The organism is Aeromicrobium duanguangcaii (assembly GCF_024508295.1).
GTDB classification, from domain to species: Bacteria; Actinomycetota; Actinomycetes; order Propionibacteriales; family Nocardioidaceae; genus Aeromicrobium; species Aeromicrobium duanguangcaii.
In genome coordinates this window covers 2,273,700-2,299,854 of record NZ_CP101990.1, presented here as the reverse complement: position 1 = coordinate 2,299,854, position 26,155 = coordinate 2,273,700, and the positions used below count along the sequence as shown (strand labels likewise).

Sequence of the window (26,155 nt, the reverse complement as noted above, 5' to 3'; positions counted from 1 at the left end):
GCCGACAGATATCCCTTCTGGAGCTGACCGGCGACCGCCGCGATGCGTGAATCGGCTGAAATGACGGCGTATTGTTGAAGGTTGGGTGTACCGATCCGCGTATGGGGGCGAGACGAGGAGCATGAGGACCTGGGAGCTGGCCAAGCTTCATCCGTGGGTGGTCGCCACCCTGGCGGCATTGGCAGGCACCCTGGCACTCGAACTCTCCGGAGCCCCTGACGCCGCCCAGTGGCTGGCCTCGGCCTTCGGCGCAGTCGTTCTCGTCAAAGTCTCGATCGGCATGGTCAAGGACCTGCTGCACGGGCACTGGGGCATCGACATCCTGGCCGTGACGGCCATCGCCTCGACCCTGCTCGTCGGGGAGTACCTCGCAGCGCTGGTCGTGTGCCTCATGCTCACCGGCGGCGAGGCACTCGAGGACTACGCGGCCGGGCGGGCGAAGCGGAGTCTGTCGGCTCTCCTGGAACGCGCGCCGCAGGTCGCCCACCTGCTGCTGCCCGACGGCACGACGCGCGACGTCGCGATGGAGAGCATCTCCGTCGGCGATCGGCTGCTGGTGCGGCCTGCCGAGGTGGTGCCCGTCGACGGCATCCTCTCCACCGACTCGGACGGGCGGGCGATCGAGGCCGGCTTCGACGAGTCGTCGCTGACCGGCGAGCCGCTTCCCGTCAGCCGGCGGACCGGCGACGAGATCCTCTCCGGCGTGCTCAACGGCCAACGCGCCGTGGTGCTGGAGGCGACGGCGACCGCCCAGGATTCGCAGTACTCGCGCATCCTCTCCCTGGTGCGGGAAGCCTCCGAGTCCCGCGCGCCGATGGTGCGTCTGGCCGACCGCTACGCCGTGCCGTTCACGATCGTCGCGTACCTGATCGGTGGCCTCGCATGGTGGCTCTCGGGCGACCCCGTCCGCTTCGCCGAGGTGCTCGTCGTCGCCACCCCGTGCCCGTTGCTGATCGCGGCGCCTGTCGCGTTCCTGGCGGGCATGTCCCGCGCCGCGAAGAACGGCGTCATCGTGAAGTCGGGCGGCACGATCGAGACCCTCGGCCGGGTCCGCACCGCCGCCTTCGACAAGACCGGCACCCTGACGTACGGGCGTCCCGAGTTGCTGGAGGTCCGGCCGGCGCGCGGAGCCGACGGGCAGCCGGTTCTCGACGAGGAGGAGCTGTTGCGGATCACCGGCTCCGCCGAGCAGTACTCGGGCCACGTGCTGGCCGAGTCCATCCGCAAGGCGGCCGAGGCACGCGGACTGCGCCTCGTCCCCGCCACCGAGGCCCGCGAGATCGCGACCCACGGGGTGACGGCGGTGCTGGAGGGCCGCGAGGTCGTCGTCGGCAAGGGCTCGTTCGTCCGCGACCACACGACCGGGTTCGAGGTCGCCGACCTCGAACCGGGGGAGTCCGCCGTCTACGTGGGCGTCGACGGTGTGTTCGCGGGCGTCCTGCTCATCTCCGACCGGCTCCGGGCCAACGCCCGGGCGACCCTCACCGAACTGGACCGCCTCGGGGTCCGCCAGCGGATGATCCTGACCGGCGACGCGATGCCCACGGCGTCCCACATCGCCGCCCAGGCCGGCGTCACCCGCGTCGAGGCCGAGCTGTTGCCCGAGGACAAGGTCCGCATCGTCCGCGATGCCGAGCCGGGCCCCGTGATGATGGTCGGCGACGGCATCAACGACGCGCCCGTCCTCGCGGTGGCCGACGTCGGTGTCGCGATGGGCGCCCGCGGCTCGACGGCCGCCTCGCAGTCCGCCGACGTGGTCATCGTCCGGGACGACATCTCCCGCGCGGCGGTCGCGGTGTCCGTCGGCCAGCGCACCCTGCGGGTCGCGAAGGAGTCGATCTGGGTCGGCATCGCGCTCTCGGTCGTGCTGATGCTCGTCGCCGCGTTCGGCGTCATCCCGGCGATCGTCGGCGCGCTGCTGCAGGAGGTCGTCGACCTGGTGGCCATCGCCAACGCGCTGCGGGCGACCCGGGCCGGGCGCGACGAGCTGCGCGACTTCGCGGCACTGCACGATCGCTCGGACGAGGCGCACGCGGAGGCGCGGGTCCCAGCCGCCTGAATGAGGCGCCGTGGTGACCGCGCTCACACTAGGTTGAGCGCGTGGAGGATCTCGGGCGCTGGGACGCCGACGTCGTGGTGGTCGGCAGTGGCTTCGGGGGAGCGGTCTCCGCGCTGCGGCTGAGGGAGGCCGGGCACTCGGTGCTGGTGCTCGAGAAGGGCCGCCGCCTCAGCGACGCCGCCCTGCTCGCCGCCCGGCGCGACCCGCGCGCCTACCTGTGGGCGCCACGCGCCGGCATGCGCGGGTTCTTCTGGCAACGGATCTTCCGCCACATGGCGATCATCGGCGGGTCCGGCGTCGGCGGTGGTTCGATCGTCTGGGCCGGCGTCCTGCTCGAGCCCGGCGACGAGTTCTACGAGGCCGTGCCGCTGACGGCGCTCGGGATCGACTGGAAGAACGAGCTCGCCCCCCACCTCGCCCGTGCCGCGCGGATGCTCGGCCGGGTCACCAACCCGCACCACGGCGAGATGGACGACCACCTCTATGCCGCGGCGAAGGCGGTCGGGGCCGAGGCGACGTTCGGGCCGGTGCCGTCGGCGATCTTCTTCGGCCGCCCCGGCGTGACCGAGCTCGACCCGTTCTTCGATGGCGAAGGCCCCGACCGGACGGGCTGCCGGCTCTGCGGCGAGTGCCTGCTCGGTTGCCCCTACGGCGCGAAGAACCAGCTGACCCTCAACTACCTCTTCCTGGCCGAGAAGCGTGGTGCGCAGGTGCGCCCCGAGACCGAGGTCGTCTCGGTGCGACCGGTCGACGGCGGGTACGAGATCGTGACGCGCCACCCGTGGGAGCGCGGTCGCGAGTCGACCGTCCGGGCCCGCCGGGTTGTCCTCGCCGCGGGCGTCCTGGGCACGGTCGAGCTGCTCCACCGCTGCCGCGAGACCGGCGCCCTGCCGCGGGTCTCGGACCAGTTGGGTCAGCACGTGCGGACGAACTCCGAGGCCCTCACCGCCGTCCTGCAACCGCGCGGCGACGACCTCTCGCGCGGGCCGACGATCTCGAGCGACTTCCACCCCGACGAGCGCACCCACACGACCCAGAACCGCTACATGGGCGGCTGGCACATGCGTGCTCAGTTGGGGCCGATGGTCGACGACGACGATCCCGGCCGTCGAGCGCGCCGCGTGGTGCTGTCGATCCTCGGGTCGCCGCTGAGACAGCTCCGCCTGATGACGGCTCACCGCTTCCTGAACCGGCTCACCGTCCTGACGACGATGCAGCGCCTGGACAGCGAGTTCGCGCTCGATCACCGCCGCTCGCCCTTGCGGCCGTGGCGCCGGGTGCTGCGGTCGCGACTGACCGGGGGAGTGCGGCCGCCCAGCAACCTGCCCGTCGCCAACGAGGTCACCCGCGCCTTCGCCGAGGCGTCCGGCGGACGGCCGTTGAACCTGCTCGGCGAGTCGGTCGGCGGCCTGTCGGTGACCGCTCACATCCTCGGTGGTGCAGTGATGGGGGCGACCGCGGCCGATGGTGTCGTGGACGCGAACCACGAGGTCCACGGCCATCCCGGCCTCTACGTCGCCGACGCCTCCGTCATCCCCGCCAATCTCGGGGTGAACCCCTCCCTGACCATCACCGCCCTGGCCGAGCGCTTCGCGTCCCGGTTCCCGGCGGCCGACGGTCCCGTCCTCTCGGAGACTCCATGAAGCAGAACGTCCTGACCCTGCGGTGCACATGGTCCTCACTGCGGACCCTCGAGGTGGACGAGGTCCTCCACTCCAGAGCGGGCGATCTGGCCGCCTCGTTCGTGACACCGCTGACCCGGGTCGCCCCGTTCGGTCTTGGCCTGATCGGACTGCGGCACTGGTACGGCAAGCGGTTCGTGCACGCGGGCGACGGTGCCTCCGGCGTGAACCTCGTGCGGCGGGGAGGCGGTTTGGTCGAGACCCTGCCCATGAGGCTGTCGCAGGGCATCTCGCTGGCCGACGGGAGGCCCGCCCTCGTGGTCGAGTACGCGGCCGACGCACCCCGGCCGTGGCGCTGGGTCCGCGACGAGCTCCGCGCCACCCCCGACGGCACCGTGGTCGGCATGACCTTCGTCGAACTTCCGGTCCTGCGGGCGGTGGGTGGAACGCCGTTCCTGCTGACTCCCGACAACAGAGTGACCTGACACACATTTTTCTTCGGATTCGTCCCATCCAGTTGGAGGACCGCACCGAATCACCCACAGGAGGTCGGAGGTCCCGGCCGCTGAAATGGGGAAATCATGAAGAAGACAATCCTTGCCCTGCTGGCACTGGTGTTGACGGCAGGCATGACCGGTCTCGTGGGGTCGCCGGCTGAGGCCGCCACGGCCAAGCGATCCAACACGAAGACCGGTTACACGCAGGTGGTCGTCGCGCCTGCCGTGAACGACCTCATCGGCAGCGCCGGCATCACGCCTGCTCCGGTGCAGGGTGCGAAGGCGGGGGCCTTCAAGGGCACGCTGGCCGCGAAGTTCCCGATCACCGGCTACAGCCTGCGAGGCATCCGGATCAAGCACAGCGGCGGCCTGAACCTGAGCGCCGGCGCATCGACGATCACGGTCTCGAACTTCAACATCGACCTCGCGCGACTGCGCGTCAGTGGCAACGTCAACGGGACCGTCGGCAACGTCGGCCGCGTGGACCTGTTCAAGGTGCGGGCTTCCGATCGCCGCGACCTCGGCCTGGTGAAGCTGACGCTGACGAAGACCGCGGCGGATGCGCTGAACGCCACGTTCGGCGTCAACGCCTTCGCGGAGAACGCGACCTTCGGCTACGCCACGCCGAAGCCGCTCTCGCGCTTCTGAGCTGACGGACTGGAGAGCGGCCCTGGCGCACCGGGGCCGCTCTTCGTCTGCCCTCCTCAGGCCCGCGGGCGGACGAGGGTGCCGGCGACCGCCACGGCGGCGGCGGTCAGGAACGCGAACTGTGCCCCGGCCTCGGCGAGGGCTCCCACCAGCAGCGACCCCCCGGCCTGGCCCAGCGCCAGGACCAAGAAGGCCAGCCCCACGCCGGCGGCCGGGTCCTCGGGATAGACCTCCGTCCCCCACAACAGCAGCACCCCCGACACGGCGATGTACGAGGCGCCGAACGCCGCAGCGGCGAACCACGCGACGCCCAGCAGGTCGGGGAAGGATCCCAGCAGCGCTGTGCCGCCGGCCATCGCGAGCATCGTCGCGAGCCACGCACCGCGCAGTCCCAGCCGCCGGATCAGGTCGCCCGCGGCGGCACCCACCACTCCGAAGCAGCCCAGGATGATCCAGGCCACGAGCGAGCGGGTCTCGCCGAGTCCGCCGTCGGTGACGAGGACCTCGCGTCCGAGGGTCCACACGGCCGCGCTCGCGAGGCCCGCGGCCGCGGCGGCCAGGATCAGTCGGCCACTGCCGACGGGCAGCAGTGGCACCGGGAGGAACGACGCATCGTCCGACGCTCCGCGAGCGGCCGGGACCGACGCCGCCGCCCACGCGGTCACCAGCGCGCAGGTCACTGCGAAGGCGACCCACGCCAGCCGCCAGTGGTCCTGGGCCAGCAGGGCGATGGGACCGGCGACGGCCACCCCGATGCCGGTGCCGGCGTTGACGACGGTCTGGGTGCGGCTGCGGTCCCGCTCGATCACCGTGCGCGCGACGGCATGGGCCAGCGGCGGCGAGGCGATACCGGTGCTGGACCCCGCGACGAGCACGCCGATGGCCAGCACGGTGACGTTCGGAGCGGCGGCGATGACGAGCGTCCCGAGGACGGCGACCGCGCCCGCTGCCACGGCCACGATGCGCGCCCCGAATCGCGGCGTCAGCAGGCTCGCGGCGACGATCGCGACGCAGTAGGACAGGAACGAGCCCGACGCGATCGCGCCGGAGGTCGTGGAGTCGAGCCCGAACTCCTCGCGGAAGACGGGGACGAACATCCCGTACGCGAACCGCGCCATCCCGTAGCAGGCGGCGATCAGGCAGACCCCGGCCGCGGTGAGCCGCCATCGCGCCGACGCGTCGAGCAGGCCGCCGGGGTCGATCGTTCGGCTCACGATGCTCCGATCTCACAGGACGGTGAACCCTCTCGACGCTAGTACACTGACCTGTGAAGTCAAGGCGAGGGGGAGCGATGAGGGAAGCCGCCGAACTGACCGTGCCCGAGCTGACGCCGGGTGCGCGGCGCATCCTGGACGTCGCCTCCGAGCTGTTCTACCGCCGCGGGATCCACGCCGTCGGGGTCGACACGATCGCGGCCGAGTCGGGCATCACGAAGCGCACGCTCTACGACCGGTTCGGGTCGAAGGACCACCTCGTCGCCGCCTACCTGCAGGCCCGCCACGCCTCGTGGTGGGCTCGCCTGCAGGAGCGCCTCGCGGCGGCGCCGCCTCCGCGCGCGCTGGCCGTGTTCGATGCCTATGTCGATGACGCGGTCGCCACTGATCGCGGCTGCGCCTTCCTCAACGCGGCGGGCGAGCTGCCGTCGGACCATTCCGCGCAGGACGTGGTCCGCGCCCACAAGCGAGCGGTACGCCGCCTCCTGGCGGACCTCGTCGCCCAAGACTGTCCCGATCTGGCCGATGCCGCCGCGGTCGCGGACGAGGTCTTCCTGCTGCTGGAGGGCGCGATCGCCCACCGCGGCATCGACGACGGCGACGCGCTCATGAGTCGGGCGCGAGAGGCGGCCGAGCGGCTGCTCGCGCCCCGCTGAGGTCTGGTCGCCGGACGCCGGAGCGGTCACACTGGGCCGCACACCGACCGGAGGAGATCACCATGCGGGTGCGCGTCGACCTGAACATCTCGCTCGATGGCTTCGCCACGACGACCGACGGGACGCCGGAGAACCCGATCGGCGAGGACTGGATGCGGCTCGTCGCGGCGTACACGGCCACGCGGACGTTCCGCGAGCGCGTCCTCGGTGACACCAGCGGCGGTGGGACGACCGGTGTCGACGAGAAGTACGCCTCGGCCTACTTCGACGAGGTCGGGGCCGAGATCATGGGCGCCGGCATGTTCGGGCTGCACACCTTCCCCGACGATCCGAGCTGGCGCGGTTGGTGGGGCGACGAGCCGCCGTTCCGGTGCCCGGTGTTCGTCCTGACGCACCAATCACGCCCCGACCTCGAGTTCGACAACGGGACGACGTTCCAGTTCATCGAGGCCACACCACAGGAGGCGCTCGAGCGGGCCGTGGCCGTCGCCGACGGCGGCGACGTGCGGGTCGGCGGCGGGCCCACGGTCGTGCGGGACTTCCTCAGGGCGGGCCTGGTCGACGACCTCCACGTGGGGATCGCGCCGCTGATCCTCGGCGACGGCATCCGGCTGTGGGACGACCTGCGTGGTCTCGAGCAGGGCTACGAGGTCACGGCCGAGACCGCGGAGAGCGGCATCGTGCACGTCGCCTTCGCCCGCTCCTGAGGAACTCCGTCAGATCTTGATGGACTTGCGCGAGGTCAGGCCGCTGATCAGCAGGCTGAGTCCCGCGCCCACGAGCCAGATGTCCTTCGCGATGGCGGTGCCGTCCTGGCTCGGCCGGAAGCTCGAGCCCTCGGCGGTCATGCCCGGGGTGTTGAGATACATCTTGACGAGGCCGCCGCCGAACGCGGTCAGCGCCGCACCGGCCATGGTGGCGGGGACGAACGGCGTGAGCAGGGCGGCACCGAGGGCGATCTCGCCGGTGCTGAGCGCCTTGCCGAATGACTGCGGGTCCATGCTCTTCACCTGCGGAACGGCGTTGGCGGCCATGCCCTGGAGTCCTTCGGCCGCCTCACGGGGCAGGTTCCGCTTGGACAGTCCGCTGTTGAGGATGAATGCGCCGGTGGCGAGTCGCAGCGGGACGTGGCTCAGCTTCATCGGAAGGCTCCTTCGAGGTGGGTTTCCCTCACGCTACGTCCAATGGCGCCGGGCCGCGCCTCAGGACGGTGACGGCGAAGTCGGAGCCCTCCTCGAACGGATCGAGGTGCCAGGTCGAGAAGCGCTGCTCGACCCGAGCGATCCCACGTTCGGCGAGGTCGGCGAGGTCCGCGTCGTACTGCTCGAACGGGTAGTCCGTCCCGGGACGCGAGCCGACGACCACGCGGCCGCCCTCGCGGGTGACGGCGCAGAGGCGCTCGAGGACCCGCAGCTCCGTCCCGGGCGCGAGGAAGACCATGACGTTCCCGGCGCACACCACGAGGTCCATCGCTGTGCCGTCGACGTCGGCGAGGGTCAGCTCGCTCAGGTCGACCACGCCGTAGGTCGGGCCCGGGTGGTCGGACTCGGCGGCGGCGATCAGCTCGGGGTCGACGTCGACCCCGTAGGCCTGATGGCCGGCGGCGTGCAGCGCCGCGGCCATGCGTCCCGCGCCGCAGCCCGCGTCGAGGATCCGCGATCCCCGCTCGGCCAGCATGTCGGCGAACCGGGCCTCGCCGAGCAGATCGGCTCCCTCGGCCTCGAGGGTGCGGAAGCGCTCGATGAACCACTGCGAGTGGCCGGGCTGGGTGTCGGTGAACCAGCGCGGCTGGGGCGAGGACGTCATGGGCCCATCCTGCGTCACGTGTCACGCAACGGGCACGGCCGGTGTCTCCATGTCGAACGACCTCGCCGGAGGTCCGACGAAGGAGACGTCATGACCAGCTCGTTCCGCATCCCCGCCGCCCCGATGACCTCGCCGGCGGCTCGTGCCGTCAAGGCCGCCAGCCGTCGGATGTACGGGCGCGTGCCCGACATCGTGCCGGTGATGTGGCACCACACCAAGCTGCTGCGCGCCGTGATGGCGTGGGAGCGGCGCGTCGGGACGTGGGACGCCCTCGACGCGCACCTCAAGTCCTTCGCGGTGATGGCGTCGGCCGCCAGCATCGGGTGCAGCTGGTGCCTGGACTTCGGCTACTACCTGGCGCACGACGAGGGCCTCGACGAGCGCAAGGTGCGCGAGGTGCCGCGCTGGCGCGACTCGGACGTGTTCACACCGCTCGAGCGCGAGGTCATGGCCTACGCCGAGGCGATGACGGCCACGCCGCCGACCGTGACGGACGAGCAGGTCGCGGGACTTCGTGAGGCATTGGGCGACCAGGCGCTGGTCGAACTGACCATGATGGTGGCCGTGGAGAACCAGCGATCACGCTTCAACTTCGCCGCAGGCCTGGCCAGTCAGGGCTTCAGCGACGTGTGCGAACTGCCGTTGGCGGACGTGCGGTGACCGACGTCCTCGCCGATTTCACGGCGCACCGCCCGCTGCTGTTCACGGTGGCGTACGAGATGCTCGGCTCCGCCGCGGATGCCGAGGACGTGGTGCAGGAGACGTGGCTGCGCTGGAGCGCGGACGACCGCGAGGACGTGCAGGAGCCGCGCGCCTACCTGGTCCGGATCGTCACCCGGCTCGCCCTCAATCGGCTGCGCACGCTGTCGCGGCAGCGCGAGTCGTACGTCGGTCCGTGGCTGCCCGAGCCGCTCGAGACGGTCCCGGACGTCGCCGACGACATCGCGCTCGCCGAGTCGGTGTCGACCGCGATGCTGCTCGTCCTCGAGACGTTGGGCAGCACCGAGCGTGCCGTCTTCGTCCTGCGCGAGGTCTTCGACGTGCCGTACGACGAGATCGCCGCGGCGGTGGACCGCACGCCCGAGAACGTCCGGCAGATCGCGCGACGGGCCCGGGCGCACGTGGCCGCGCGACGGCCTCGGTCGGAGGTCACGTCGCAGGAACGCACCGAGGTCCTCGTGCGATTCCAGCGGGCCATCGCCGAGGGCGATCTGCAGCAGCTGCTGGACGTCATCTCGCCGGACGTCGTGCTCATCAGCGACGGCGGCGGCAAGGTCAGCGCGGCGCGCCGGCCGATCTTGGGTCGCGACAAGGTACTGCGCTTCCTCGCCGGGGTGCTGCCGGCGGACATCCGGTTGGAGTCGGTCTGGATCAACGGCGAGAACGGCCTGGTGTTCCGCGAGGCGGGCGAGGTCACCGCCATCGCGACCGCGGTGGTGGAGGACGGCGTCGTCACGACCATGCACGTCGTGCGGAACCCCGACAAGCTGTCGCTGCCCGGGCCCGTCCGTCTCAGTCGCTGAGGATCAGTCGAGCCGGCGGTAGTCGTACGCCGTGGTGATGTGCTCCTGCCACGTCGTCCACGGGTGGTCGGCTTCGACCAGGCGGTCGAACACGTCGCGCGGGACGTCGAGATAGTCGTAGAGCCCACCGTTGCGGAACCGCACGCGCAGGGTGCCGCTGGCGTCGTCGTACGCGGCGGACTCCAGCGCCTCGGAGCGCCCCAGCGGCCGCAGTTCCATGCCCTCCGCCTTCCACGCAGCGGCCCTGATCGGGGAGGCGTGAGGTCACCGGGTGACTCCACGCCTCCCCACTGATCAGGAGCGGACCAGCCGGCGGACCACTCGCGTGACCGCCCAGCCGCCGAGGAGCGCCGGCAGCGCCAGCACCACCGGATCCATCGCCTGGTGCTTGTCCACCCGGCCGCGGCCCCAGCGCGAACGGAGGCCGTGGTGCGAGCGCTCGGCGCGGATGCCGGTCTCCTCGACGAAGCTGTCGGGCCGGTCGGTCGAGAACGACTGCCAGAGCGCCTGCTTCGACTCGATCCGGTCGGCCGCGAGCAGCAACAGCCAGTGCGCCGCCCGGGCCTCGCTGAACTTCGCGTAGGCGAAGCGCCGGACGGCGCCGGGGACGCCGTGCAGGGGAGCGACCGTGCCGAACACGGGAGTCAGCCGCGCGTGCTCGATCGAGCGCTCGCGAGGCGGCGACGTGTCGGGCTGCTCCTCGGGGAAGTCCCACAGGATGCCGTCGGGGACACCGTCGGCGAGCTCGCGCGGATAGGACGGGCGGTCGGCCGGGTCGAGGTCGACGCCCCACCCGGGGATCCGCTCGCGCAGCTCCTCCGGCGTCGGGATTCCGGGCCGGATGCCGCGGATGTAGGGGATCTTCGCCATCGTTCAGCTCCTCACGATGCGGGCACGAGGACGGGCTTGATGCACCCGTCGAGCTTGGCCGAGAACAGGTGGTAGCCCTCGGCGACGTGGTCGAGGGGGATGCGGTGGGTGATGATCTCGCGCGGGCTGATGTGCCCGTTGCGGATGTGCTCGAACAACCGCGGCCACTGCCGCTTGACCGGGCACTGGTTCATCCGCAGCGTCAGGCCCTTGTTCATCGCGTCGCCGAACTTCACGGCGCTGAACATCGGACCGTACGCGCCCATCACCGAGACCGTGCCGCCCTTGCGGACGGAGTCGATCGCCCAGTTGAGCGCGATGGGCGAGCCACCCTGCAGCTTGAGCTTCGCCGCGGTGACGTGCTGGATCAGGTTGCCGTCCGCCTCGGCCCCGACCGCCTCGATGACGACGTCGGCGCCGAGGTCGTCGGTGATCTTCTTCAGGTGCACGACCACGTCGTTGACCTGGCCGAAGTGCACCGTCTCGGCGTGGGCGAAGCGGCTGGCGAACTCGAGCCGGTCGCTCAGGTGGTCGACCACGATGACGCGGCCGGCACCCATCAGCCAGGCCGACTTCGCCGCGAACAGGCCCACCGGACCGGCGCCGAAGACGACCACGACGTCGCCCTGGGAGATGTCGGCCAGCTGGGCGCCGAAGTACCCCGTGGGCAGCGCGTCGGTGCACATCAGCGCGTCCTCCTCGTGCATCCACTCGGGGATCACGGTGGGTCCGACGTCGGCGAACGGGACGCGCACGTACTCGGCCTGCCCGCCGTCGTATCCGCCCGTGGTGTGCGAGTAGCCGTAGATCCCACCGACCGCCGTGGCGTTCGGGTTCACGTTGTGGCAGTTCGAGTACAGGCCCTTGGCGCAGAAGTAACAGGTCCCGCAGAAGACGTTGAACGGCACCATGACCCGGTCGCCGACCTGGAGGCTCCGAACCGACGGGCCGACCTCGTCGACGACGCCGATGAACTCGTGACCGAAGGTCGTGCCGACCCGGGTGTCCGGCATCATCCCGTGGAACAGGTGCAGGTCCGAGCCGCAGATCGCGGCACGGGTGACACGCACGATCGCGTCGTTGGGGTGCTCGATCTTCGGGTGGGGCTTCTCCTCGACGCGGACCCGATAGGGGCCTCGGTACACCATCGCCTTCATGCACGTCCTCCGTTCGTTGCCGCCATGGCCGTCGCGCCCGGTGCCCGACTGGTCGATGCTCGCTCGCCGATGCGCATGATCGGCAGGTCCTCGATCCGGCCGGCGATCCGCGCCAGGGCGGCGCTGGCGCGCTCGGCGGGGTCGCGCAGCCGCTCGGAGCGCTGGGCCACCCGATCGAGGTTGTCGCGGGCCCGGTCGGTGAGGGTCAGCGGCAGCGCCGCGAGCGCGTTGCCCGGGGGCCGCCGGGCCACGACCGGGTGCGGGCGCGTCGGCGAGATCCGGCGCACGATCTCCCACGCGAGGCCCAGGGCCTGCAGCTGCCGCTCGCTGATGCGCTCCTGCAGGCGGGGGAAGAGCTCGTCCTCCTCGTCGCGGACGTCCTCCTGCAGGACGCGGGTCAGCCGGTCGAGAAGGGGCTCGCGGCGCGGATCGTCCGCGTCGAGCTCCTCCAGCGAGGTCCACAGCTCGTTGACCTCCTGGTGCTCCTGCTCGACCTGCAGCGTCAGCTCCTCGCCGTCGGGCAGCACGCGACGCATGACCGGCCACAGCACGGACTCCTCGGCGAACGCGTGCGGGAAGACCAGCCGTGCGATCTCGCGCAGCACGCGGTCCTCGGCCGGGCCCGACGGCGCCACGGCCAGATCGTTGAGGAGCCGGTCCAGCCGGACGTGGTCCTTCTTCTGACGGGTCAGCACACTCAGCCGGCCGCCCATCTGGTCCTGGGTCTGCAGTGCGAGCGAGGTCATGTCCGCGGTGTACCCACCACGGCGGAGCCGACACCGAGGTTTTCCCGCGATCTCGATCGGCGCCTCAGCCAGGTCGCGAACAGGGCGACCGCGAGCATGACGTCGACGACGTCCCCGCCGTAGTACATCCACTGGGCCGCCGCCTGCATGTCGGCGACCGCGTAGTCGGTGCCCGGGGGCAACTCGCCGGCGCGCGCGTAGAGCAGCTTGGCGAGGTAGGCGTGAGCCGCGCCGGCAGTGATGAGGACCACGACCCGCGTCGCCATCCCAGGTCGTCGCGGGGCCGGGTCCGGGCCCGCGATCGCCCACGCGAACAGGTAGCCGGCGATGAGGAAGTGCGCGTGGACGAGGTGGTGCACGGCCGTGCTCTCGGTCGACAGGGCGTACAGCGGCGTCAGGTACAGCACGAACATGCCGCCGACGTTCAACACCGCCGCCGTCACCGGATGCGAGAGCAGGTGGAAGGCGGGCGTCCGCAGGACCGCCGTCACGACGCGCGCGGCGTCGGGCCGCAGCACCCCGAGCAACAGGGTCACGGGAGCGCCCAGCACCAGGCCGACGGGTGCCAGCATGCCGAGCAGCAGGTGCTGGACCATGTGGGCCCGCGCCGTGGGGGAGTCCGTCAGCGGCGACAGCGCCAGCGCGATGGCTACCGCGCCGGCGATCCAGCTGGCGGTGCGCCACGGGTCCCAGGCTCGGCCTCGGCGCCGTTGCCACCGCCTCGTCCCGACCAGGTAGATCCCGGCCGTGACCAGCACGACGACCAGCGGCAGCAGCCAGGCGCCCGGATCGGCGCCCGTGGCGGCGTGGTGACCGGCGTGCGTGGTCACGACGGGCGGCTCGCGGCGGGCCGGCGCCAGAGCAGCAGTGCCCCCGCGCCCAGCAGGATCACGGCGAAGACCAGCCACGTCAGGTCGTACGGGAGGAGGTCGACGCCGTAGCGGATCTCGTGCAGTCCGAGCAGCTTGTGGTTGATCGTCCCGTCCCACAGCTGGAAGGCGCCCATCCCGAGCAGCAGTCCCGCCCACGCCTGTCGGGGCACGAGCGACCCGGCCCGGCGGACGTCGATCAGGACGAAGAACCCGGCCACCATGGCCACGACCGTGGCGGCGTGCAACAGGCCGTCGGAGATCAGGCCCATCTCGGAGGTCGACTTGTCGTAGAAGTGGTGCCAGCGCAGCAGCTGGTGCAGCACGATCTCGTCGATCGACGCCACCAGGCCCAGGCCGATGAGCACCCCTCCCCACGCGGATCGGGTGTTCACAGAACGTCCACGGGTCGCGGGGTCCACTCGTTCTCCGGTCACGTGACCTCCTCGTCTGCCCCACGAGTACCCCGCGTCCGCCCTCTTACACAGGGGAGTGCCACTGAGCGGCTGCTCAGTGGAACTTGTTCAGAAAACCGCATGTTTCCAGGGGCCACGGGTACCCGCCACTTGTCCCAACGACGGAAGGAAGATCATGGCAACACCCTCATCCATGACCGCCACGAAGATGCAGACCGCCGCCACGGTGGTCGGCGCCCTGTTCCTGGTGGTGGGGATCCTGGGCTTCATCCCGGGCATCACCAGTGACTACGACACGATGAAGTTCGCCGGCCACGAGTCCGAGGCCAAGCTGCTCGGGATCTTCCAGGTGTCGATCCTGCACAACATCGTCCACCTGCTGTTCGGTGTCGCCGGACTGGCTCTGGCGCGTGCGTGGAGCACCGCTCGGGCGTACCTCATCGGCGGCGGCGTCATCTACGCGCTGCTGTGGCTCTACGGCCTGTTCATCGACAAGCACCACGACGCCAACTTCATCCCCTTGAACACGGCCGACGACTGGCTGCACTTCGTGCTGGCAGTCGCGATGATCGGACTGGGCGTGCTGCTCAGCCGTGAGGCCCGCGACCTCGGCCGCACCACGGGTCGTGACACCGGCCGCCACACCGGTCACTGATCCGGCACGCGCGAGGCGCCCGGTCCGGCGTGGAGGGACGCGGACCGTGGCGCGCTCGGCGTTGAACGACGGGCCGGTGGGAGCGCGATGAGCGCTTCCGCCGGCCCGTTGCTCACGATCGGTCACGGCACGTCCACCCGCGATGAGCTGGCCGATCGTCTGCGCGCTGCCGGAGTCCAGACGCTCGTCGACGTCCGCCGGTTCCCCGGCAGCCGGCGCAATCCCGAGGTCTCCCGCGACTCCCTCGATGTCTTCCTGCCCCTCGAGGGGATCGACTACGTCTGGCAGGAGCGATTGGGCGGCCGGCGCCGCGTCCCACCGGGCGACGAGGCTGTGGACGGGTGGTGGCGGGTCGAGGCCTTCCGGGCCTACGCCGCGCACACCCGGACGACGGAGTTCCAGGCCGCGATGTCCGAGGTCGTCGAGCTCGCCGGGAGCTCTCGCGTCGCTGTCATGTGCTCGGAGCTCGTCTGGTGGCGGTGCCACCGCCGGCTCATCTCGGACGTCGCGATGCTGGTGCACGACCTGCCCGTCGAGCACGTCATGCCCGACGGGCGCCGTCAGCCGCACGAGCCCTCGGCCGGGGCTCGCATCGCGGGGGAGGGGCTCGTCTACCCGGAGGCGGACGCGGTCGGCGAGCACTGACCTGTCGCTCGATCGACAGGGTGGCTGCGCCCGCGCCGAGGGCATCCGCAGCCTCGACGACCTGGAGTGGGCCGTGCTGGAGCAGGACGGAAAGTTCTCGTTCCTCGCCCGGGAGCGGACCGACTGAACCCGTCGATGCGACGATGTCCCGGTGACCCCCGCAGTGACGCCGCGTTCCCGTGATGCGCTCGCGGCCGGGATCACCTGGATCGTCGCGCTCGCCGGTCTCGTGGCCCTGCCTCTCGTCTCTGCCGCTGACAGCGAGGGCACGGGCGACGTCCCTGGGCCCGACGAGGCGCGCTGGTGGCTGCTGCTGGCCGGGCTGACGCTGCAGGCACTCGTGCTGCTCGGCGCCCGAACCCGCCCCGCCATCGTGCCGCTGGCAGTCGCCGCCGTGGGCCTCGCTGTGTCACTCGTCGCCGGAGAGGCGGCGCCGGGCCTGACGTCACTGGCGGTGGTGGTGGCGGTCTATCGCGCCGTCAGCGTCTCGCAGGCCGAGTCCGTCCGGTGGGCCCTCGTCGGAACGGCGGGCCTGGTCGCGGCCGCGATCATCGCGCCGGGTCTGGGCGGCTCGGCCGGGAGCATGTCGGTGATCGTCGCCGGAGTCCTGCAGGCGGCCGTCGTCGTGGCCGCACCCGCCGCCGTCGCGGTCTTCGTCGCATCACGCCGGGCGGCCGCACAGGCCCACCGCAGTGAGGCCGAGGCGATCGTCCGCGAGCAGGAGGCGCGGTGGGAGGCCGCCATCGCCCGCGAGCGCACGGGGATGGCGCGCGAGCTGCACGACATCGCCGCCCACCACCTGTCGGGGATCGCCGTGATGCTGGCCGCGGTGGACCGGCAGATCGAGACCGATCCGCAGGCGGCCCGCGCCGCCGTGCGCGAGGTTCGCGGCCAGAGCCGCGCCGTGCTGGACGACCTCCGCCGCCTGGTCGGCCTGCTGCGGGACGACGGCGCCGCCCACACGTCGGTCGAGTCGATCGAGACCCTCCCCGCCCTGGTCGAGCAGGCCGCAGCGGCACCCGGAGGTGTCGAGCTCGTCGTGCTCCACGGGCCGACCGGGCTGCCGACCGCCGCCGGGGTCGGCCCCCTGGCCCAGCTGGCCGCCTACCGGATGGTGCAGGAGTCGCTCGCGAACGCGCGGTCGCACGCGCCCGGCGCGCCGTGCCGGGTCGAGGTCGACGACCGCGCCCCCGATCAGGTCGTCGTGACCGTCGACAACGCGGCCTCGTCCGAGGTCCCGGCCGCCTCCAGCGGCGGCTTCGGCCTGCGCGGCATGCAGGAGCGGGCCGATCTCGTCGGGGCGCGGCTGGAGCACGGCCCCACGGTCGACGGCGGCTGGCGGGTGCGCCTGACGCTGCCACGCGAACCGGGTGCGGCGACGACCGAAGGGGAGCACGCATGATCCGGGTCCTCATCGCGGACGACCAGCCGCTCGTCCGGGCGGGCCTGTCGGCGCTGCTCGGCGCCGAGCCCGACATCCAGGTCGTGGGCGTCGCGTCCGACGGTCGTGAGGCTCTCGAGCTGGCGCGGTCGCTGCGTCCCGACGTGGCCTGCCTCGACATCAGGATGCCCGGCCTCGACGGCGTCAGCGTCACCCGCGAGCTGTCGGGCCCCGACGCCGACCCCGAGGTCCCGGTCGTCATCCTCACGACCTTCGACCTCGACGACTACGTCTTCGGCGCCCTCGAGGCCGGGGCCGCGGGCTTCCTGCTCAAGGACGCCGAGCCCGAGATCATCGTGCGAGCGGTCCGCCGCGTCGCCGAGGGGCACGGCACGATCGACGAGACGCTGACCGTGCGCATCATCGCCGAGTTCAACAGCCGCCGGCGGCTGCAGCCGGTGACCGCCGAGCGCGCCGACGACCTGCTGACCCCCCGCGAGCGCGAGATCCTCATGCTGCTGGCCGAGGGGATGTCGAACGAGGAGATCGCCCGCGAGCTCGTGCTCGAGGTCTCGACGGTCAAGTCGCACCTGGCGCGGATGATGCCCAAGCTCGGGGTGCGATCACGCCTGCAGGCGGTGGTCTGGGCCTACCAGAACCGCATCGTGACGATCGATCCGTCCGGCCCGCGCGAGCGCTGAGCACCGCTTGCATCGAAGGATGCAACTTCGCGAACGCCTCCCGAAGCGGCTCGATCGGACGGCCGTTCGTTCCTAGCGTGAAACATGCACGGACCACCCGGGTCCGTCCACACGCAAGGGAACCGCGATGACCACCGCGCCGCTCACCACACCATCGGACACCGCCGTGCGGTTCGTCCACGTCGACAAGACCTATCCCGACGGCGACTCGACCGTCTCGGCCCTGCAGGGCGTCTCCGTGGCGCTGACGCCGGGCTCGTTCACGGCGGTCATGGGCCCGTCGGGCTCGGGCAAGTCGACCTTCCTGCAGTGCGCCGCCGGGCTGGACACGCCCACCGGCGGTCACGTCCTCGTCGGAGGGGTCGACCTGGGGACTCTGTCGAGGGACGCGGTGACCCGGCTGCGGCGCGACCGCATCGGGTTCGTCGCCCAGGCGTACAACCTCATCGAGCACCTGACGGTCGCCGAGAACATCGACCTGCCCCTGCTGCTGGCGGGTCGCCGCCCCGACCCCGCGTGGCGGGCCGAGCTGGTGGCCTCCGTGGGACTCGAGGGGATGGAGCGGCGGCTGCCCGGCGAGCTGTCCGGGGGACAGGCGCAGCGCGTGGCCATCGCCCGGGCGCTCGTGACGCGGCCGACGATCGTCTGCGCCGACGAGCCCACCGGAGCCCTCGACTCCAGAACGGCCGAGCAGGTGCTGGACGTGCTGGTGACATCCGCGCGCGAGCTGGGTCAGACGGTGCTCCTCGTGACCCACGACCCGAAGGTCGCCGCAGTCGCCGACCAGGTCCTGTTCCTGGCCGACGGTCGGTTCACCGACCGGCTCGAGGCCCCGACCGCCGACCTGGTCGCGGCCCGCATGCTGGAGCTGGCCCGATGAGCGTCGTGTGGGCCTCGGCGCGCGCCGCGGCGCGGGTCCACCGGGCCAGCATCGCCGGCAGCTTCGCGGTGGTCGTCCTCGCGTCCGCCCTGCTCACGGCCACGGGCGCCTGGGTCGAAGCGGGGATTCGCCGCACCCAGGGAGCGGTCGAGCCCGGTGCGGGCGAGTTGCTCGCCGTCTCGACCTCCTTCGCCGGGACGACCGTCCTGATCGCCCTGTTCCTCGTGGCCGCGACATTCGGCCAGTCGTTGCGGCAACGACGCCGCCAGTTCGCTCTCCTGCGCACCGTGGGGGCGACGCCGCGCCAGGTCAGGTCGATGGTCGTGGCCGAGGTGCTGCTGGTGACCGCCGTCGCCATCCCGGTCGGTGTCGTTCCCGGCCTGCTGGCCGCACCGTGGCTGACCGGGCTGCTGATCTCCAGCGGCATCGTGCCCGCAGGGTTCGAGCTGGGTCTGTCAGGGGCCGCGCCGGTCGCGACGGTACTGATGCTCGTCCCGGCGGCGTTGGCCGCAGGGTTGATGGCGTCGCGCCAGGTGTCCGACGGAGCGGCGAGCGCCGTGCGCCAGGCCGGCGTCGAGGCACCCGGACTCGGCCGGACCCGGCGGATCGTCGCCGGTGTCCTGCTCGTCTCGGGACTGGTGGTGGCCGGCGTGCCGTTCGTGGTCTCGGGCACCCTCGCAAGCGCGATGGGCTCGACCTCCGCGCTGTTGCTCCTGGCCGCCGTGGCCGTCGCCGGATCGCGCCTGGTGCACACCGTCGCGAGCCGCGCGCTGGGGCTCATCGGTGGCCGGGCGGGCGCCGCGTCGACCCTGGCGCTGCTCAACGCGCGCGGCTTCTCGCGGCGGCTGACGACCGCGGTCGTGCCGCTGGCGCTGCTCGTTGCTCTCGGTGGGGTGCAGACCGGCTTCGCGATGACCGCCACCCAGGCGGCAGGCCGACAGTTGGGCGACGGACTCGCCGCCGACCTCGTGATCGAGCCAACCGGTCGCGGTGACGCGGCGAGGATCTCCGGAACTCCGGGCGTCGATTCCGTCGCGACCATGACGCGCGTGCCCGTGGACGTGAAGACCGACGAGGACGACTCGATCGGCTTCCTCGCCTGGGAGTCGTCGAGCGTCCTGGCGCTGGGCGGGGACACCGAGTTGGTCGACCCGGTGGTGCGTGAGGGCTCGCTGGACGATCTGGACGGTCCCGCGACGATCGCCGTCAGTCGCGACGCGATGATCGGAGGCTTCAAGGGCGTGGGCGACACGGTCGACCTGCGGATGGGCCGGGGCGACGAGGTGCAGGCGACGATCGTCGCCGTGTACGAGCGAGGCCTGGGCTTCGGTGACTTCATGATGGATCCCGCCGCGTTGCCGGCGTCGGGGGCCGAGCCGGTGACGCTGGTGTCCGTGGCCGATGGCGCCGAGGCATCGGTCAGCGATGCCCTGGCGGATCAGGGCATCACGGCCGTGGACGTCGACGAGCACGTCGCACATGCGACGGACGCGAGCGCGGACGGGCAACGTCTGTCCGACGTGCTGCTGCTCGTGCTGCTGGCGTTCAGCGCGCTGGTCGCCGCGAACACCCTGGTGATGCTCACCGCCGGTCGCGCCGCCGAGTTCCGGCTGTTGCGCCGGACGGGCGCGACCCGCACCCAACTGCTGGCGATGGTCGCGACGGAGTCGCTGGTCGTGGCGTTCACCGCGATCGTCATCGGAGTGGCGTGCGTGCTGCCGTCGCTCGTCGGCGCTGCCTACGGCTTGCTGGGCACCGTCGTGCCCGCGGTGAACTGGCCGATCAGTGTGGGCCTGGTGGGCGCGGTGATCGCCGTCAGCCTGCTGCCGATCGTGTCGGGACGGCGCCTCACGGCGGGCGCCCCCGTGTAGTCCCACCGGTGATGGGTACGTCTTTCGAAGACCGAGATTCTCGACGCAAGAGGTGGATAGATGAAGGCCGTGACCTGGCAGGGCAAGCGCGACGTGCGAGTCGAGGAGATGCCCGACCCGACGATCCAGCAGGACACCGACGCGATCATCGAGGTGACGACGACGGGCCTGTGCGGCTCGGACCTGCACCTCTACGAGGTGCTGGGACCGTTCATGACGCCGGGCGACATCCTGGGCCACGAGCCGATGGGCCGGGTCGTCGAGACCGGCTCGGGCGTGAGCAACCTGCAGGTCGGCGACCGGGTCGTCGTCCCGTTCCAGATCGCCTGCGGCTCGTGCTGGATGTGCAGCCACAACCTGCAGACGCAGTGCGAGACGACGCAGGTGCGCGACCAGGGCATGGGCGCAGCCCTGTTCGGCTTCAGCAGCCTCTACGGCGCGGTCCCGGGTGGCCAGGCCGAGCTGCTGCGCGTGCCGCACGCCGACTACGGGCCGATCAAGATCGAGTCCGATCTCGATGACGAGCACTTCGTGTACCTGTCCGACGTGCTGCCCACGGCGTACCAGTCGCTGCGGTACGCCCAGGTCAACCCGGGCGACACGCTCCTGGTGATCGGGCTGGGCCCGATCGGCGACATGGCCGTGCGGCTGGCGCTGCTCGAGGGCATCCGCGTCATCGCCGTGGATCTCGTCCCCGAGCGGTTGGCGCGTGCCGCTGCGCGCGGCGCCGAGACCTACGACGTCACCAAGGTCGACGTGGCCGACATCGTCCGTGACGCCACGGGTGGCCGTGGCGCCGACGGGGTCATCGAGGCGGTCGGCATGGAGGCCCACGGGTCGCCGGTGGCCACCGCGGCGCAGACCGCCGTGGGGTTCCTGCCCGACTTCCTGGCCCGTAAGGCCATGACGACCGTGAGCGTCGACCGGATGAGCGCCTTCAACCTGGCCGTCGACGCGGTCCGCCGCGGCGGCACGATCTCGCTGATCGGCGTCTACGCCGGCACGGTCGACCCGGTCCCGCTGCAGATCCTGTTCGACAAGCAGGTGACGCTCAAGATGGGCCAGGCGAACGTGAAGCACTGGGTCGACGACGTCAAGCCGCTCGCCGAGGACTCGTCCGACCCGCTGGGTCTGGGCGACTTCGCGACCCATCGCGTGCCGCTGGACGAGGCGCCGCACGTCTACAAGAGCTTCCAGGAGAAGACCGACAACACCGTGAAGGTGCTCTTCAAGCCCTGACCGACGCCGACGCACCGAGCCCTCTCCCGCCGTCAGGCGGGGGAGGGCTCAGTCGTGCTTCGGGTTCGTGCGGTGGATCAGGTCCGCCATGACGGCGGCGAGGTCGAGGTCCGCGCCGGCGACGGCGCGCTGGCGGACGGCTCCGTTGCCGCTGGTGAGCAGGCGATGGACGCCGTCGGTGACGCGCTCGGTCGTGCCCGTCTCGGCGAGGCCCTGGTGGGTGGCCTTGAGCAGCGACTCGAGGGCCTGCTCGGCGGCCACGAACGTCCCGGTCGTGGGATCGAGCAGGGCGCCCTCGAGGCCGTCGTGCCGGGCCCGCCAGCGGGCGGCCTTGAGCGTCTCGAGGCGCCAGCTGCCGGTGTCGAGCCCGCCGGACAGGATGGTCGCGACGAGGCCGCGCGTGACCTCGGCGACGAGCAGGGCGTCGTCGACCTCGGTGCAGACGTCGGCGACACGCACCTCGACGGTCGGGTAGCTCTCGGCCGGACGGGCGTCGAGGTAGACCATGTGCTCGTCCAGGGCCGCGCCCGAGGCGATCCATCCGTCGACCATCGCCCGGTAGGTGGCGTGGTCGCCGAACGCCTCGACCGGACCGGCGGTGGGCCAGGTGTCCCACAGGTGCCCGCGCCAGCTGGCGTGCGAGGTGTCGCGGCCGTTGAAGAAGGGGGCGTTCGCCGACAGGGCGGTGAGGATCGGCGTCCACGGGCGGAGGCTGTCGATGACGCGCACGGCGTCCTCGTCGGGAACCTGCACGTGGATGTGCATGCCACAGGTCATCCCGTTGCGCGCGATCTCGCCGTAGCGGGAGATCATCTCCTCGTAGCGCGACTTCGGGGTCGGAGCCGGCTCCGTCCCGCCGAGGACGTCGACGGGGACGGCGGCCAGGTGGAGCCCGGCAGCGCGCGCCGCCGAGACCGCGGAGGACCGCTGCGCGAGCAGGTCGTCGTGCAGCGCGTCGGGGTCCGCGTGGGCATCAGTCTGGATCTCGACCTGCTGCAGGAACAGCTCGTGGTCGAGCTCATCGCCGGGCTCGAGCCGACGATGGGCCCGCAACACCGCCTCGGAACCGGCGACCAACCGCCCCTCGTCGTCGACGACGAACAGCTCTTCTTCGATTCCGACGGTGTGCACGGGCCCAACGTACCCGCGGGTAATGAACCCAAACGCGCGGGCTCAGCGTCCCAGCAGGCGCTTCAACCAGGAGTCGTTGTCGGGGTCCTCATGGCCACCGCACCACTGGGCGGCCGGGACCGTTGCCTTCACGGAGGCCACGTGGTTGCCGCAACCGGCCCACGTGGTCTTGCCGCAGGTCTTGCACGACGTCGCTCGGCACATCAGACGGCCTGCTCACTGGCGTCGACGGCGTCCGCGAACTCGCAGAACGCCTCGTAGGCGCGGGCGCCGTGGACCGTGGCGGGGCCACCGTGCATGAGGAAGGTGACGCCGATCGCCTCAGCGGCCTCCTGGCGGGTGGCGCCGGCGCGAGCGGCCGACTGGCCGTGCGAGGCGATGCACCCGTCGCAGCCCTCGACGACACCGATGGCCAGCGCGATGAGCTCCTTGGTCTTGCGGTCCAGGTCGCCGTCGGCGAACGCCGCGCCCGACAGCTCGGCGAATCCCTTGTAGACGTCGGGGATGGCCTTGCGCAGCTGGCGGTGCTGGGGGGAGAGCTCGCGGAGCACGGCCTTGCCGTGCGGGGAGCCCGTCGTGGGGGAGTCGGTCATGGTTCTCTCGATTCGTGTGAATAACCCCCTGGGGGGATACGTGTAGTACGATAACAGAACCCCCTGGGGGGATACAAAACCGGAACGAGAGGAACGATCGATGCAACTGGAGCCCGACGAGGTCAAGGCGATCACCCTGCGACTGAAGCGAGCCAACGGACACTTGGCATCGGTGATCCGGATGCTCGAGGAGGGTGCGGAGTGCGAGGACGCCCTGACCCAGTTGGCGGCGGTCAACAAGGCGATCGGCCGCGGCGGCTACGCGCTCGTGGCGACGGGCCTGCAGAAGTGCCTCGTCGAGGGCGGGCCGGACAGCGTCGACGCCAAGAAGATGGAGAAACTCTTCCTCGCGCTGGCGTGACCCGCCCCCAGCGGGGCCTCAGCGCTCAGGCGTGGTTCTCGTCCTGGTCCGCGACGTCGGGCCGGGTCGGCTCCTGGGGTGTGTCGTGCACGTCCTCGGACGTGGTCGCGTCGGTGGCCGGGGGAGTGGGGTCCGCCGAGCTCTCGCTGACGGTGCCGGACGCCTCGTCCTGGTCCTCGTGCTCGGAATCGTGGGGGTCGTGGTTCATGTGATTCCTCCTTCTGCAGGGGAAGTACCCGATCGCGGTCGGGTGATTCGGAGGCGCGCGCATGGATCGCCGGGACGTGGGTACCTGACATGGGTCACCCAACCTGAGGAGCGACCACTTCATGGACCCCAGCAAGGCAGCAAAGAACATCAAGGACGCCGTCGAGAGCACGGCAGAGAAGGCCATGGACAAGGCCGCCGAGATGGCGACGCCCGAGCCTCCCGGCCGCCCCGGCGTGGAGCCGGCGAGTTTCGACGAGCCCACGGAGCCGCGTGAGCCGTTGCCGCCGAAGCCCGACCAGAGCAGCCCGGACATGCGCACCGCCACCGGCGCCCCCGCGGGCACGGAGGAGAACGCGCGCACCCAGCAGGGCGCGTACCTGACCACGTCGACGGGCGCGCGCGTGCGCGACAGCGACCACTCGCTCAAGGCGGGACCGCGCGGGCCGATCCTCATGCAGGACCACCACTTCCGCGAGAAGATCACGCACTTCGACCACGAGCGCATCCCCGAGCGCGTCGTCCACGCCCGCGGTTCGGGTGTCCACGGCGTTTTCGAGGGTTACGGCACCGCCGCCGACGTCACGCACGCCGGCTTCCTGCAAAAGGGCGTCACCACGCCGGTGTTCACGCGGTTCTCGACCGTGCTGGGCTCGCGAGGCTCGGCCGACACCGTGCGCGACACCCGTGGCTTCGCCACGAAGTTCTACACGCCCGAGGGCACGTTCGACCTGGTCGCGAACAACATCCCGGTCTTCTTCATCCAGGACGGCATCAAGTTCCCCGACGTGATCCACGCCGGCAAGCCGCACCCGGACCGCGAGATCCCCCAGGCCCAGAGCGCGCACGACACCTTCTGGGACTTCGTCTCACTGCACACCGAGGCTCAGCACCACACCATGTGGAACATGTCCGACCGCGGCATCCCGCGCTCGTACCGCATGATGGAGGGCTTCGGCGTCCACACCTTCCGCATGATCAACGCGGAGGGCGCGACGTCCCTGGTCAAGTTCCACTGGAAGCCGAAGCTCGGCGTGCACTCCCTGACGTGGGAGGAGGCGCAGCTGATCAACGGCATCGACCCGGACTTCCACCGTCGCGACCTGTTCGACGCGATCGAGTCGGGTGCGTTCCCCGAGTGGGAGCTGGGCATCCAGGTCTTCGAGGACAACCCGGAGCAGGAGTTCGCGGGCATCGATCTGCTCGACCCGACGAAGATCGTGCCCGAGGAGCTGGCGCCGGTGCAGCCGATCGGCCGCCTGACGCTCAACGGCAACCCGACGAACTTCTTCGCCGAGGTCGAGCAGGTCGCGTTCCACCCCGGACACCTGCCCCCGGGCATCGACGTCACGGACGACCCGCTGTTGCAGGCCCGTCTGTTCTCGTACATCGACACGCAGCTCACGCGGCTGGGCGGACCCAACTACAACCAGATTCCGATCAACCGGCCGCACGCGCCGGTCAACGACATGTTGCGCGACGGGTACCACCAGCACGCCGACCACGCGGGTGTGGCGCCGTACAAGCCGAACACGCTCGACGGCGGCTGCCCCTTCTTCGCCGGTGCCGATGACCGCGCGTTCGAGGACCTGCCCGTGCGGGTCGCGGAGTCGACCAAGGTACGCGAGAACCCGGCCACCTTCGACGATCACTTCAGCCAGGTGCGGCTGTTCTGGGCGAGCATGAGCCCGGTCGAGAAGGAGCACATCATCCGGGCGTACTCGTTCGAGCTCGGCAAGTGCTACGACAACACGATCAAGGCACGTCAGCTGCAGTGCCTGGCCAACATCGATCCGGTGCTGTGCAGCGAGGTCGCGACCTCGCTGGGCCTGCCGGCCCCGGAGCCGACGGTCCCGCTGACCGAGGAGGTGCCGAGCCCGGCGCTCTCGCAGGTCGGTGGCACGTGGCCGGCCGACGGCCGCATGGTCGGCATCGTCGTCGACGAGGACGGTGAGCTCGGCGGGGTCGAGGCGCTGAAGTCGACGATCTTCGCCGCCGGGATGGTCCCGTTGATCATCGGGCCGCACGGCGGCACGGTGGGTGGCATCGAGGTCCAGCGCACGTTCGCGACGGCTCGCTCGGTCGAGTTCGACGTCCTGCTGCTGGCCGGCCGGCCGATGCCGGCGCCCGACTCGCACGGGTCGCGTGACGACAAGGGCGGTGCCCCGAGCGGCCCCGCGCTCGACCCCCGCGTCCAGCTGCTGCTGGACGAGGTGTGGCGTCACGCGAAGGTCATCGGCGCCTGGGGTGACGGCACGGCCGCGCTCGAGGCCGCCGGTTACTCCGGCCAGTTGCCCGGAGTCGTCACCGGTGACGACGCCGCGTCCGTGTTCACGCAGGTGCAGGAGCTCATGGCCTCGCACCGCGTCTGGGATCGCTTCCCGGTCGCGGTCTCCTGAATGGAGGCT

At 71.2% G+C, this 26,155-nt stretch carries 30 protein-coding genes; 17 read left to right on the top strand and 13 right to left on the bottom strand.

All coding sequences use genetic code 11. The annotated features are described in order from the left end of the window. The first annotated feature begins 121 nt into the window (after positions 1-121). The 4 genes from NP095_RS11405 (at position 122) to NP095_RS11390 (ending at position 4,826) form a co-directional block, all read left to right on the top strand. A complete protein-coding gene (locus NP095_RS11405) occupies positions 122-2,059 on the top strand; it encodes a heavy metal translocating P-type ATPase (protein ID WP_232418774.1) in 1,938 nt (645 codons plus the stop codon). Positions 2,060-2,100: 41 nt separating this feature from the next. Beyond that, positions 2,101-3,702: an FAD-dependent oxidoreductase gene (locus tag NP095_RS11400; protein ID WP_232418775.1), complete on the top strand. Its 1,602-nt coding sequence runs from the start codon at positions 2,101-2,103 to the stop codon at positions 3,700-3,702. Next, positions 3,699-4,166, top strand: a complete 468-nt coding sequence (locus NP095_RS11395) for a hypothetical protein (RefSeq protein ID WP_232418776.1) — start codon at positions 3,699-3,701, stop codon at positions 4,164-4,166. Before NP095_RS11400 ends, NP095_RS11395 begins: the two co-directional genes overlap by 4 nt. 96 nt (positions 4,167-4,262) lie before the next feature. Beyond that, positions 4,263-4,826: a hypothetical protein gene (locus tag NP095_RS11390; RefSeq protein ID WP_232418777.1), complete on the top strand. Its 564-nt coding sequence runs from the start codon at positions 4,263-4,265 to the stop codon at positions 4,824-4,826. Between the two features lie 56 nt (positions 4,827-4,882). On the opposite strand, the gene NP095_RS11385 is transcribed toward NP095_RS11390, so the two are convergent. Further along, entirely contained in the window at positions 4,883-6,040 is a 1,158-nt protein-coding gene (locus NP095_RS11385; protein WP_232418778.1) for an MFS transporter, read from the bottom strand. Positions 6,041-6,117: 77 nt separating this feature from the next. On the opposite strand from NP095_RS11385, the gene NP095_RS11380 reads away from it, so the two are divergent. Both NP095_RS11380 and NP095_RS11375 read left to right on the top strand, forming a co-directional pair. Then, the gene (locus NP095_RS11380; protein ID WP_232418779.1) at positions 6,118-6,696 is read left to right on the top strand and encodes a TetR/AcrR family transcriptional regulator; all 579 of its coding nucleotides are present in this window, start codon (positions 6,118-6,120) and stop codon (positions 6,694-6,696) included. A 62-nt stretch (positions 6,697-6,758) separates the two neighbouring features. Further along, complete coding sequence (locus NP095_RS11375) at positions 6,759-7,403, top strand: dihydrofolate reductase family protein (protein WP_232418780.1); 645 nt, start codon at positions 6,759-6,761, stop codon at positions 7,401-7,403. 9 nt (positions 7,404-7,412) lie between these two features. Here the strand turns inward: NP095_RS11375 and NP095_RS11370 are convergent, their stop codons facing one another. Beyond that, positions 7,413-7,838 (bottom strand): hypothetical protein, encoded by a 426-nt coding sequence (locus NP095_RS11370; protein ID WP_232418781.1) that lies wholly within the window; start codon positions 7,836-7,838, stop codon positions 7,413-7,415. A gap of 28 nt (positions 7,839-7,866) precedes the next feature. Further along, positions 7,867-8,502 (bottom strand): class I SAM-dependent methyltransferase, encoded by a 636-nt coding sequence (locus NP095_RS11365; protein ID WP_232418782.1) that lies wholly within the window; start codon positions 8,500-8,502, stop codon positions 7,867-7,869. A 90-nt stretch (positions 8,503-8,592) separates the two neighbouring features. On the opposite strand from NP095_RS11365, the gene NP095_RS11360 reads away from it, so the two are divergent. After that, on the top strand, positions 8,593-9,162 hold the full coding sequence (locus NP095_RS11360; RefSeq protein ID WP_232418783.1) for a carboxymuconolactone decarboxylase family protein: 570 nt from the start codon (positions 8,593-8,595) through the stop codon (positions 9,160-9,162). Then, complete coding sequence (locus NP095_RS11355; protein WP_256766089.1) at positions 9,159-10,025, top strand: RNA polymerase sigma-70 factor; 867 nt, start codon at positions 9,159-9,161, stop codon at positions 10,023-10,025. Before NP095_RS11360 ends, NP095_RS11355 begins: the two co-directional genes overlap by 4 nt. Positions 10,026-10,028: 3 nt before the next feature. On the opposite strand, the gene NP095_RS11350 is transcribed toward NP095_RS11355, so the two are convergent. From NP095_RS11350 to NP095_RS11325, 6 genes are all read right to left on the bottom strand, one after another. Then, positions 10,029-10,244: a KTSC domain-containing protein gene (locus NP095_RS11350; protein WP_232418784.1), complete on the bottom strand. Its 216-nt coding sequence runs from the start codon at positions 10,242-10,244 to the stop codon at positions 10,029-10,031. 75 nt (positions 10,245-10,319) lie between these two features. Then, complete coding sequence (locus NP095_RS11345) at positions 10,320-10,895, bottom strand: hypothetical protein (RefSeq protein ID WP_232418785.1); 576 nt, start codon at positions 10,893-10,895, stop codon at positions 10,320-10,322. An 11-nt stretch (positions 10,896-10,906) separates the two neighbouring features. After that, on the bottom strand, positions 10,907-12,052 hold the full coding sequence (locus tag NP095_RS11340) for a zinc-dependent alcohol dehydrogenase (protein WP_232418786.1): 1,146 nt from the start codon (positions 12,050-12,052) through the stop codon (positions 10,907-10,909). Further along, a complete protein-coding gene (locus tag NP095_RS11335) occupies positions 12,049-12,798 on the bottom strand; it encodes a hemerythrin domain-containing protein (protein ID WP_232418787.1) in 750 nt (249 codons plus the stop codon). The genes NP095_RS11340 and NP095_RS11335 overlap by 4 nt, the downstream gene beginning before the upstream one ends. Further along, positions 12,795-13,628 carry a cytochrome c oxidase assembly protein gene (locus NP095_RS11330; protein WP_232418788.1) on the bottom strand — a complete coding sequence of 278 codons (834 nt, stop codon included), beginning with the start codon at positions 13,626-13,628 and terminating at the stop codon, positions 12,795-12,797. The genes NP095_RS11335 and NP095_RS11330 overlap by 4 nt, the downstream gene beginning before the upstream one ends. Further along, positions 13,625-14,104 (bottom strand): DUF2243 domain-containing protein, encoded by a 480-nt coding sequence (locus tag NP095_RS11325; RefSeq protein WP_232418789.1) that lies wholly within the window; start codon positions 14,102-14,104, stop codon positions 13,625-13,627. The genes NP095_RS11330 and NP095_RS11325 overlap by 4 nt, the downstream gene beginning before the upstream one ends. Before the next feature lie 172 nt (positions 14,105-14,276). Between NP095_RS11325 and NP095_RS11320 the strand changes: the two genes are divergently transcribed. The 7 genes from NP095_RS11320 to NP095_RS11290 all read left to right on the top strand — a co-directional run bounded on the left by NP095_RS11320 (position 14,277) and on the right by NP095_RS11290 (position 21,455). Further along, positions 14,277-14,738: a DUF4383 domain-containing protein gene (locus tag NP095_RS11320; RefSeq protein ID WP_232418790.1), complete on the top strand. Its 462-nt coding sequence runs from the start codon at positions 14,277-14,279 to the stop codon at positions 14,736-14,738. Between the two features lie 87 nt (positions 14,739-14,825). Beyond that, a complete protein-coding gene (locus NP095_RS11315; protein WP_232418791.1) occupies positions 14,826-15,383 on the top strand; it encodes a DUF488 domain-containing protein in 558 nt (185 codons plus the stop codon). Between the two features lie 151 nt (positions 15,384-15,534). After that, on the top strand, positions 15,535-16,785 hold the full coding sequence (locus NP095_RS11310) for a sensor histidine kinase (protein ID WP_232418792.1): 1,251 nt from the start codon (positions 15,535-15,537) through the stop codon (positions 16,783-16,785). Continuing rightward, the gene (locus tag NP095_RS11305; RefSeq protein ID WP_232418793.1) at positions 16,782-17,465 is read left to right on the top strand and encodes a response regulator; all 684 of its coding nucleotides are present in this window, start codon (positions 16,782-16,784) and stop codon (positions 17,463-17,465) included. The genes NP095_RS11310 and NP095_RS11305 overlap by 4 nt, the downstream gene beginning before the upstream one ends. Positions 17,466-17,592: 127 nt before the next feature. Continuing rightward, entirely contained in the window at positions 17,593-18,345 is a 753-nt protein-coding gene (locus NP095_RS11300; RefSeq protein WP_232418794.1) for an ABC transporter ATP-binding protein, read from the top strand. Then, on the top strand, positions 18,342-20,216 hold the full coding sequence (locus NP095_RS11295; protein ID WP_232418795.1) for an FtsX-like permease family protein: 1,875 nt from the start codon (positions 18,342-18,344) through the stop codon (positions 20,214-20,216). The genes NP095_RS11300 and NP095_RS11295 overlap by 4 nt, the downstream gene beginning before the upstream one ends. Positions 20,217-20,276: 60 nt before the next feature. After that, positions 20,277-21,455, top strand: coding sequence for an alcohol dehydrogenase catalytic domain-containing protein (locus NP095_RS11290; RefSeq protein WP_232418796.1), 1,179 nt, complete (start codon positions 20,277-20,279; stop codon positions 21,453-21,455). A 48-nt stretch (positions 21,456-21,503) separates the two neighbouring features. On the opposite strand, the gene NP095_RS11285 is transcribed toward NP095_RS11290, so the two are convergent. The 3 genes from NP095_RS11285 to NP095_RS11275 are packed head-to-tail and all read right to left on the bottom strand — an operon-like array spanning position 21,504 to position 23,179. Further along, positions 21,504-22,586, bottom strand: coding sequence for a carboxylate-amine ligase (locus NP095_RS11285; protein ID WP_232418797.1), 1,083 nt, complete (start codon positions 22,584-22,586; stop codon positions 21,504-21,506). 42 nt (positions 22,587-22,628) lie between these two features. Next, positions 22,629-22,790 carry a hypothetical protein gene (locus NP095_RS11280; RefSeq protein WP_232418798.1) on the bottom strand — a complete coding sequence of 54 codons (162 nt, stop codon included), beginning with the start codon at positions 22,788-22,790 and terminating at the stop codon, positions 22,629-22,631. Then, entirely contained in the window at positions 22,790-23,179 is a 390-nt protein-coding gene (locus NP095_RS11275; RefSeq protein WP_232418799.1) for a carboxymuconolactone decarboxylase family protein, read from the bottom strand. The genes NP095_RS11280 and NP095_RS11275 overlap by 1 nt, the downstream gene beginning before the upstream one ends. 100 nt (positions 23,180-23,279) lie before the next feature. Between NP095_RS11275 and NP095_RS11270 the strand changes: the two genes are divergently transcribed. Then, entirely contained in the window at positions 23,280-23,540 is a 261-nt protein-coding gene (locus NP095_RS11270) for a metal-sensitive transcriptional regulator (RefSeq protein WP_232418800.1), read from the top strand. A 25-nt stretch (positions 23,541-23,565) separates the two neighbouring features. Here NP095_RS11270 and NP095_RS11265 read toward each other — a convergent pair whose 3' ends face one another. Further along, positions 23,566-23,748 carry a hypothetical protein gene (locus tag NP095_RS11265; protein WP_232418801.1) on the bottom strand — a complete coding sequence of 61 codons (183 nt, stop codon included), beginning with the start codon at positions 23,746-23,748 and terminating at the stop codon, positions 23,566-23,568. Positions 23,749-23,869: 121 nt separating this feature from the next. On the opposite strand from NP095_RS11265, the gene NP095_RS11260 reads away from it, so the two are divergent. After that, complete coding sequence (locus NP095_RS11260) at positions 23,870-26,146, top strand: catalase (protein ID WP_304523554.1); 2,277 nt, start codon at positions 23,870-23,872, stop codon at positions 26,144-26,146. Positions 26,147-26,155: the final 9 nt, after the last annotated feature.

What these genes read in the sequence shown, in the direction of transcription:
- NP095_RS11335 (WP_232418787.1), bottom strand. Translation starts at nt 12,798, where the DNA reads ATGACCTCGCTCGCACTGCAGACCCAGGACCAGATGGGCGGCCGGCTG.
- NP095_RS11340 (WP_232418786.1), bottom strand. Translation starts at nt 12,052, where the DNA reads ATGAAGGCGATGGTGTACCGAGGCCCCTATCGGGTCCGCGTCGAGGAG.
- NP095_RS11320 (WP_232418790.1), top strand. Translation starts at nt 14,277, where the DNA reads ATGACCGCCACGAAGATGCAGACCGCCGCCACGGTGGTCGGCGCCCTG.
- NP095_RS11350 (WP_232418784.1), bottom strand. Translation starts at nt 10,244, where the DNA reads ATGGAACTGCGGCCGCTGGGGCGCTCCGAGGCGCTGGAGTCCGCCGCG.
- NP095_RS11260 (WP_304523554.1), top strand. Translation starts at nt 23,870, where the DNA reads ATGGACCCCAGCAAGGCAGCAAAGAACATCAAGGACGCCGTCGAGAGC.
- NP095_RS11345 (WP_232418785.1), bottom strand. Translation starts at nt 10,895, where the DNA reads ATGGCGAAGATCCCCTACATCCGCGGCATCCGGCCCGGAATCCCGACG.
- NP095_RS11370 (WP_232418781.1), bottom strand. Translation starts at nt 7,838, where the DNA reads ATGAAGCTGAGCCACGTCCCGCTGCGACTCGCCACCGGCGCATTCATC.
- NP095_RS11390 (WP_232418777.1), top strand. Translation starts at nt 4,263, where the DNA reads ATGAAGAAGACAATCCTTGCCCTGCTGGCACTGGTGTTGACGGCAGGC.
- NP095_RS11295 (WP_232418795.1), top strand. Translation starts at nt 18,342, where the DNA reads ATGAGCGTCGTGTGGGCCTCGGCGCGCGCCGCGGCGCGGGTCCACCGG.
- NP095_RS11360 (WP_232418783.1), top strand. Translation starts at nt 8,593, where the DNA reads ATGACCAGCTCGTTCCGCATCCCCGCCGCCCCGATGACCTCGCCGGCG.
- NP095_RS11405 (WP_232418774.1), top strand. Translation starts at nt 122, where the DNA reads ATGAGGACCTGGGAGCTGGCCAAGCTTCATCCGTGGGTGGTCGCCACC.
- NP095_RS11305 (WP_232418793.1), top strand. Translation starts at nt 16,782, where the DNA reads ATGATCCGGGTCCTCATCGCGGACGACCAGCCGCTCGTCCGGGCGGGC.
- NP095_RS11275 (WP_232418799.1), bottom strand. Translation starts at nt 23,179, where the DNA reads ATGACCGACTCCCCCACGACGGGCTCCCCGCACGGCAAGGCCGTGCTC.
- NP095_RS11375 (WP_232418780.1), top strand. Translation starts at nt 6,759, where the DNA reads ATGCGGGTGCGCGTCGACCTGAACATCTCGCTCGATGGCTTCGCCACG.
- NP095_RS11395 (WP_232418776.1), top strand. Translation starts at nt 3,699, where the DNA reads ATGAAGCAGAACGTCCTGACCCTGCGGTGCACATGGTCCTCACTGCGG.
- NP095_RS11270 (WP_232418800.1), top strand. Translation starts at nt 23,280, where the DNA reads ATGCAACTGGAGCCCGACGAGGTCAAGGCGATCACCCTGCGACTGAAG.
- NP095_RS11265 (WP_232418801.1), bottom strand. Translation starts at nt 23,748, where the DNA reads ATGAACCACGACCCCCACGATTCCGAGCACGAGGACCAGGACGAGGCG.
- NP095_RS11315 (WP_232418791.1), top strand. Translation starts at nt 14,826, where the DNA reads ATGAGCGCTTCCGCCGGCCCGTTGCTCACGATCGGTCACGGCACGTCC.
- NP095_RS11380 (WP_232418779.1), top strand. Translation starts at nt 6,118, where the DNA reads ATGAGGGAAGCCGCCGAACTGACCGTGCCCGAGCTGACGCCGGGTGCG.
- NP095_RS11280 (WP_232418798.1), bottom strand. Translation starts at nt 22,790, where the DNA reads ATGTGCCGAGCGACGTCGTGCAAGACCTGCGGCAAGACCACGTGGGCC.
- NP095_RS11300 (WP_232418794.1), top strand. Translation starts at nt 17,593, where the DNA reads ATGACCACCGCGCCGCTCACCACACCATCGGACACCGCCGTGCGGTTC.
- NP095_RS11365 (WP_232418782.1), bottom strand. Translation starts at nt 8,502, where the DNA reads ATGACGTCCTCGCCCCAGCCGCGCTGGTTCACCGACACCCAGCCCGGC.
- NP095_RS11290 (WP_232418796.1), top strand. Translation starts at nt 20,277, where the DNA reads ATGAAGGCCGTGACCTGGCAGGGCAAGCGCGACGTGCGAGTCGAGGAG.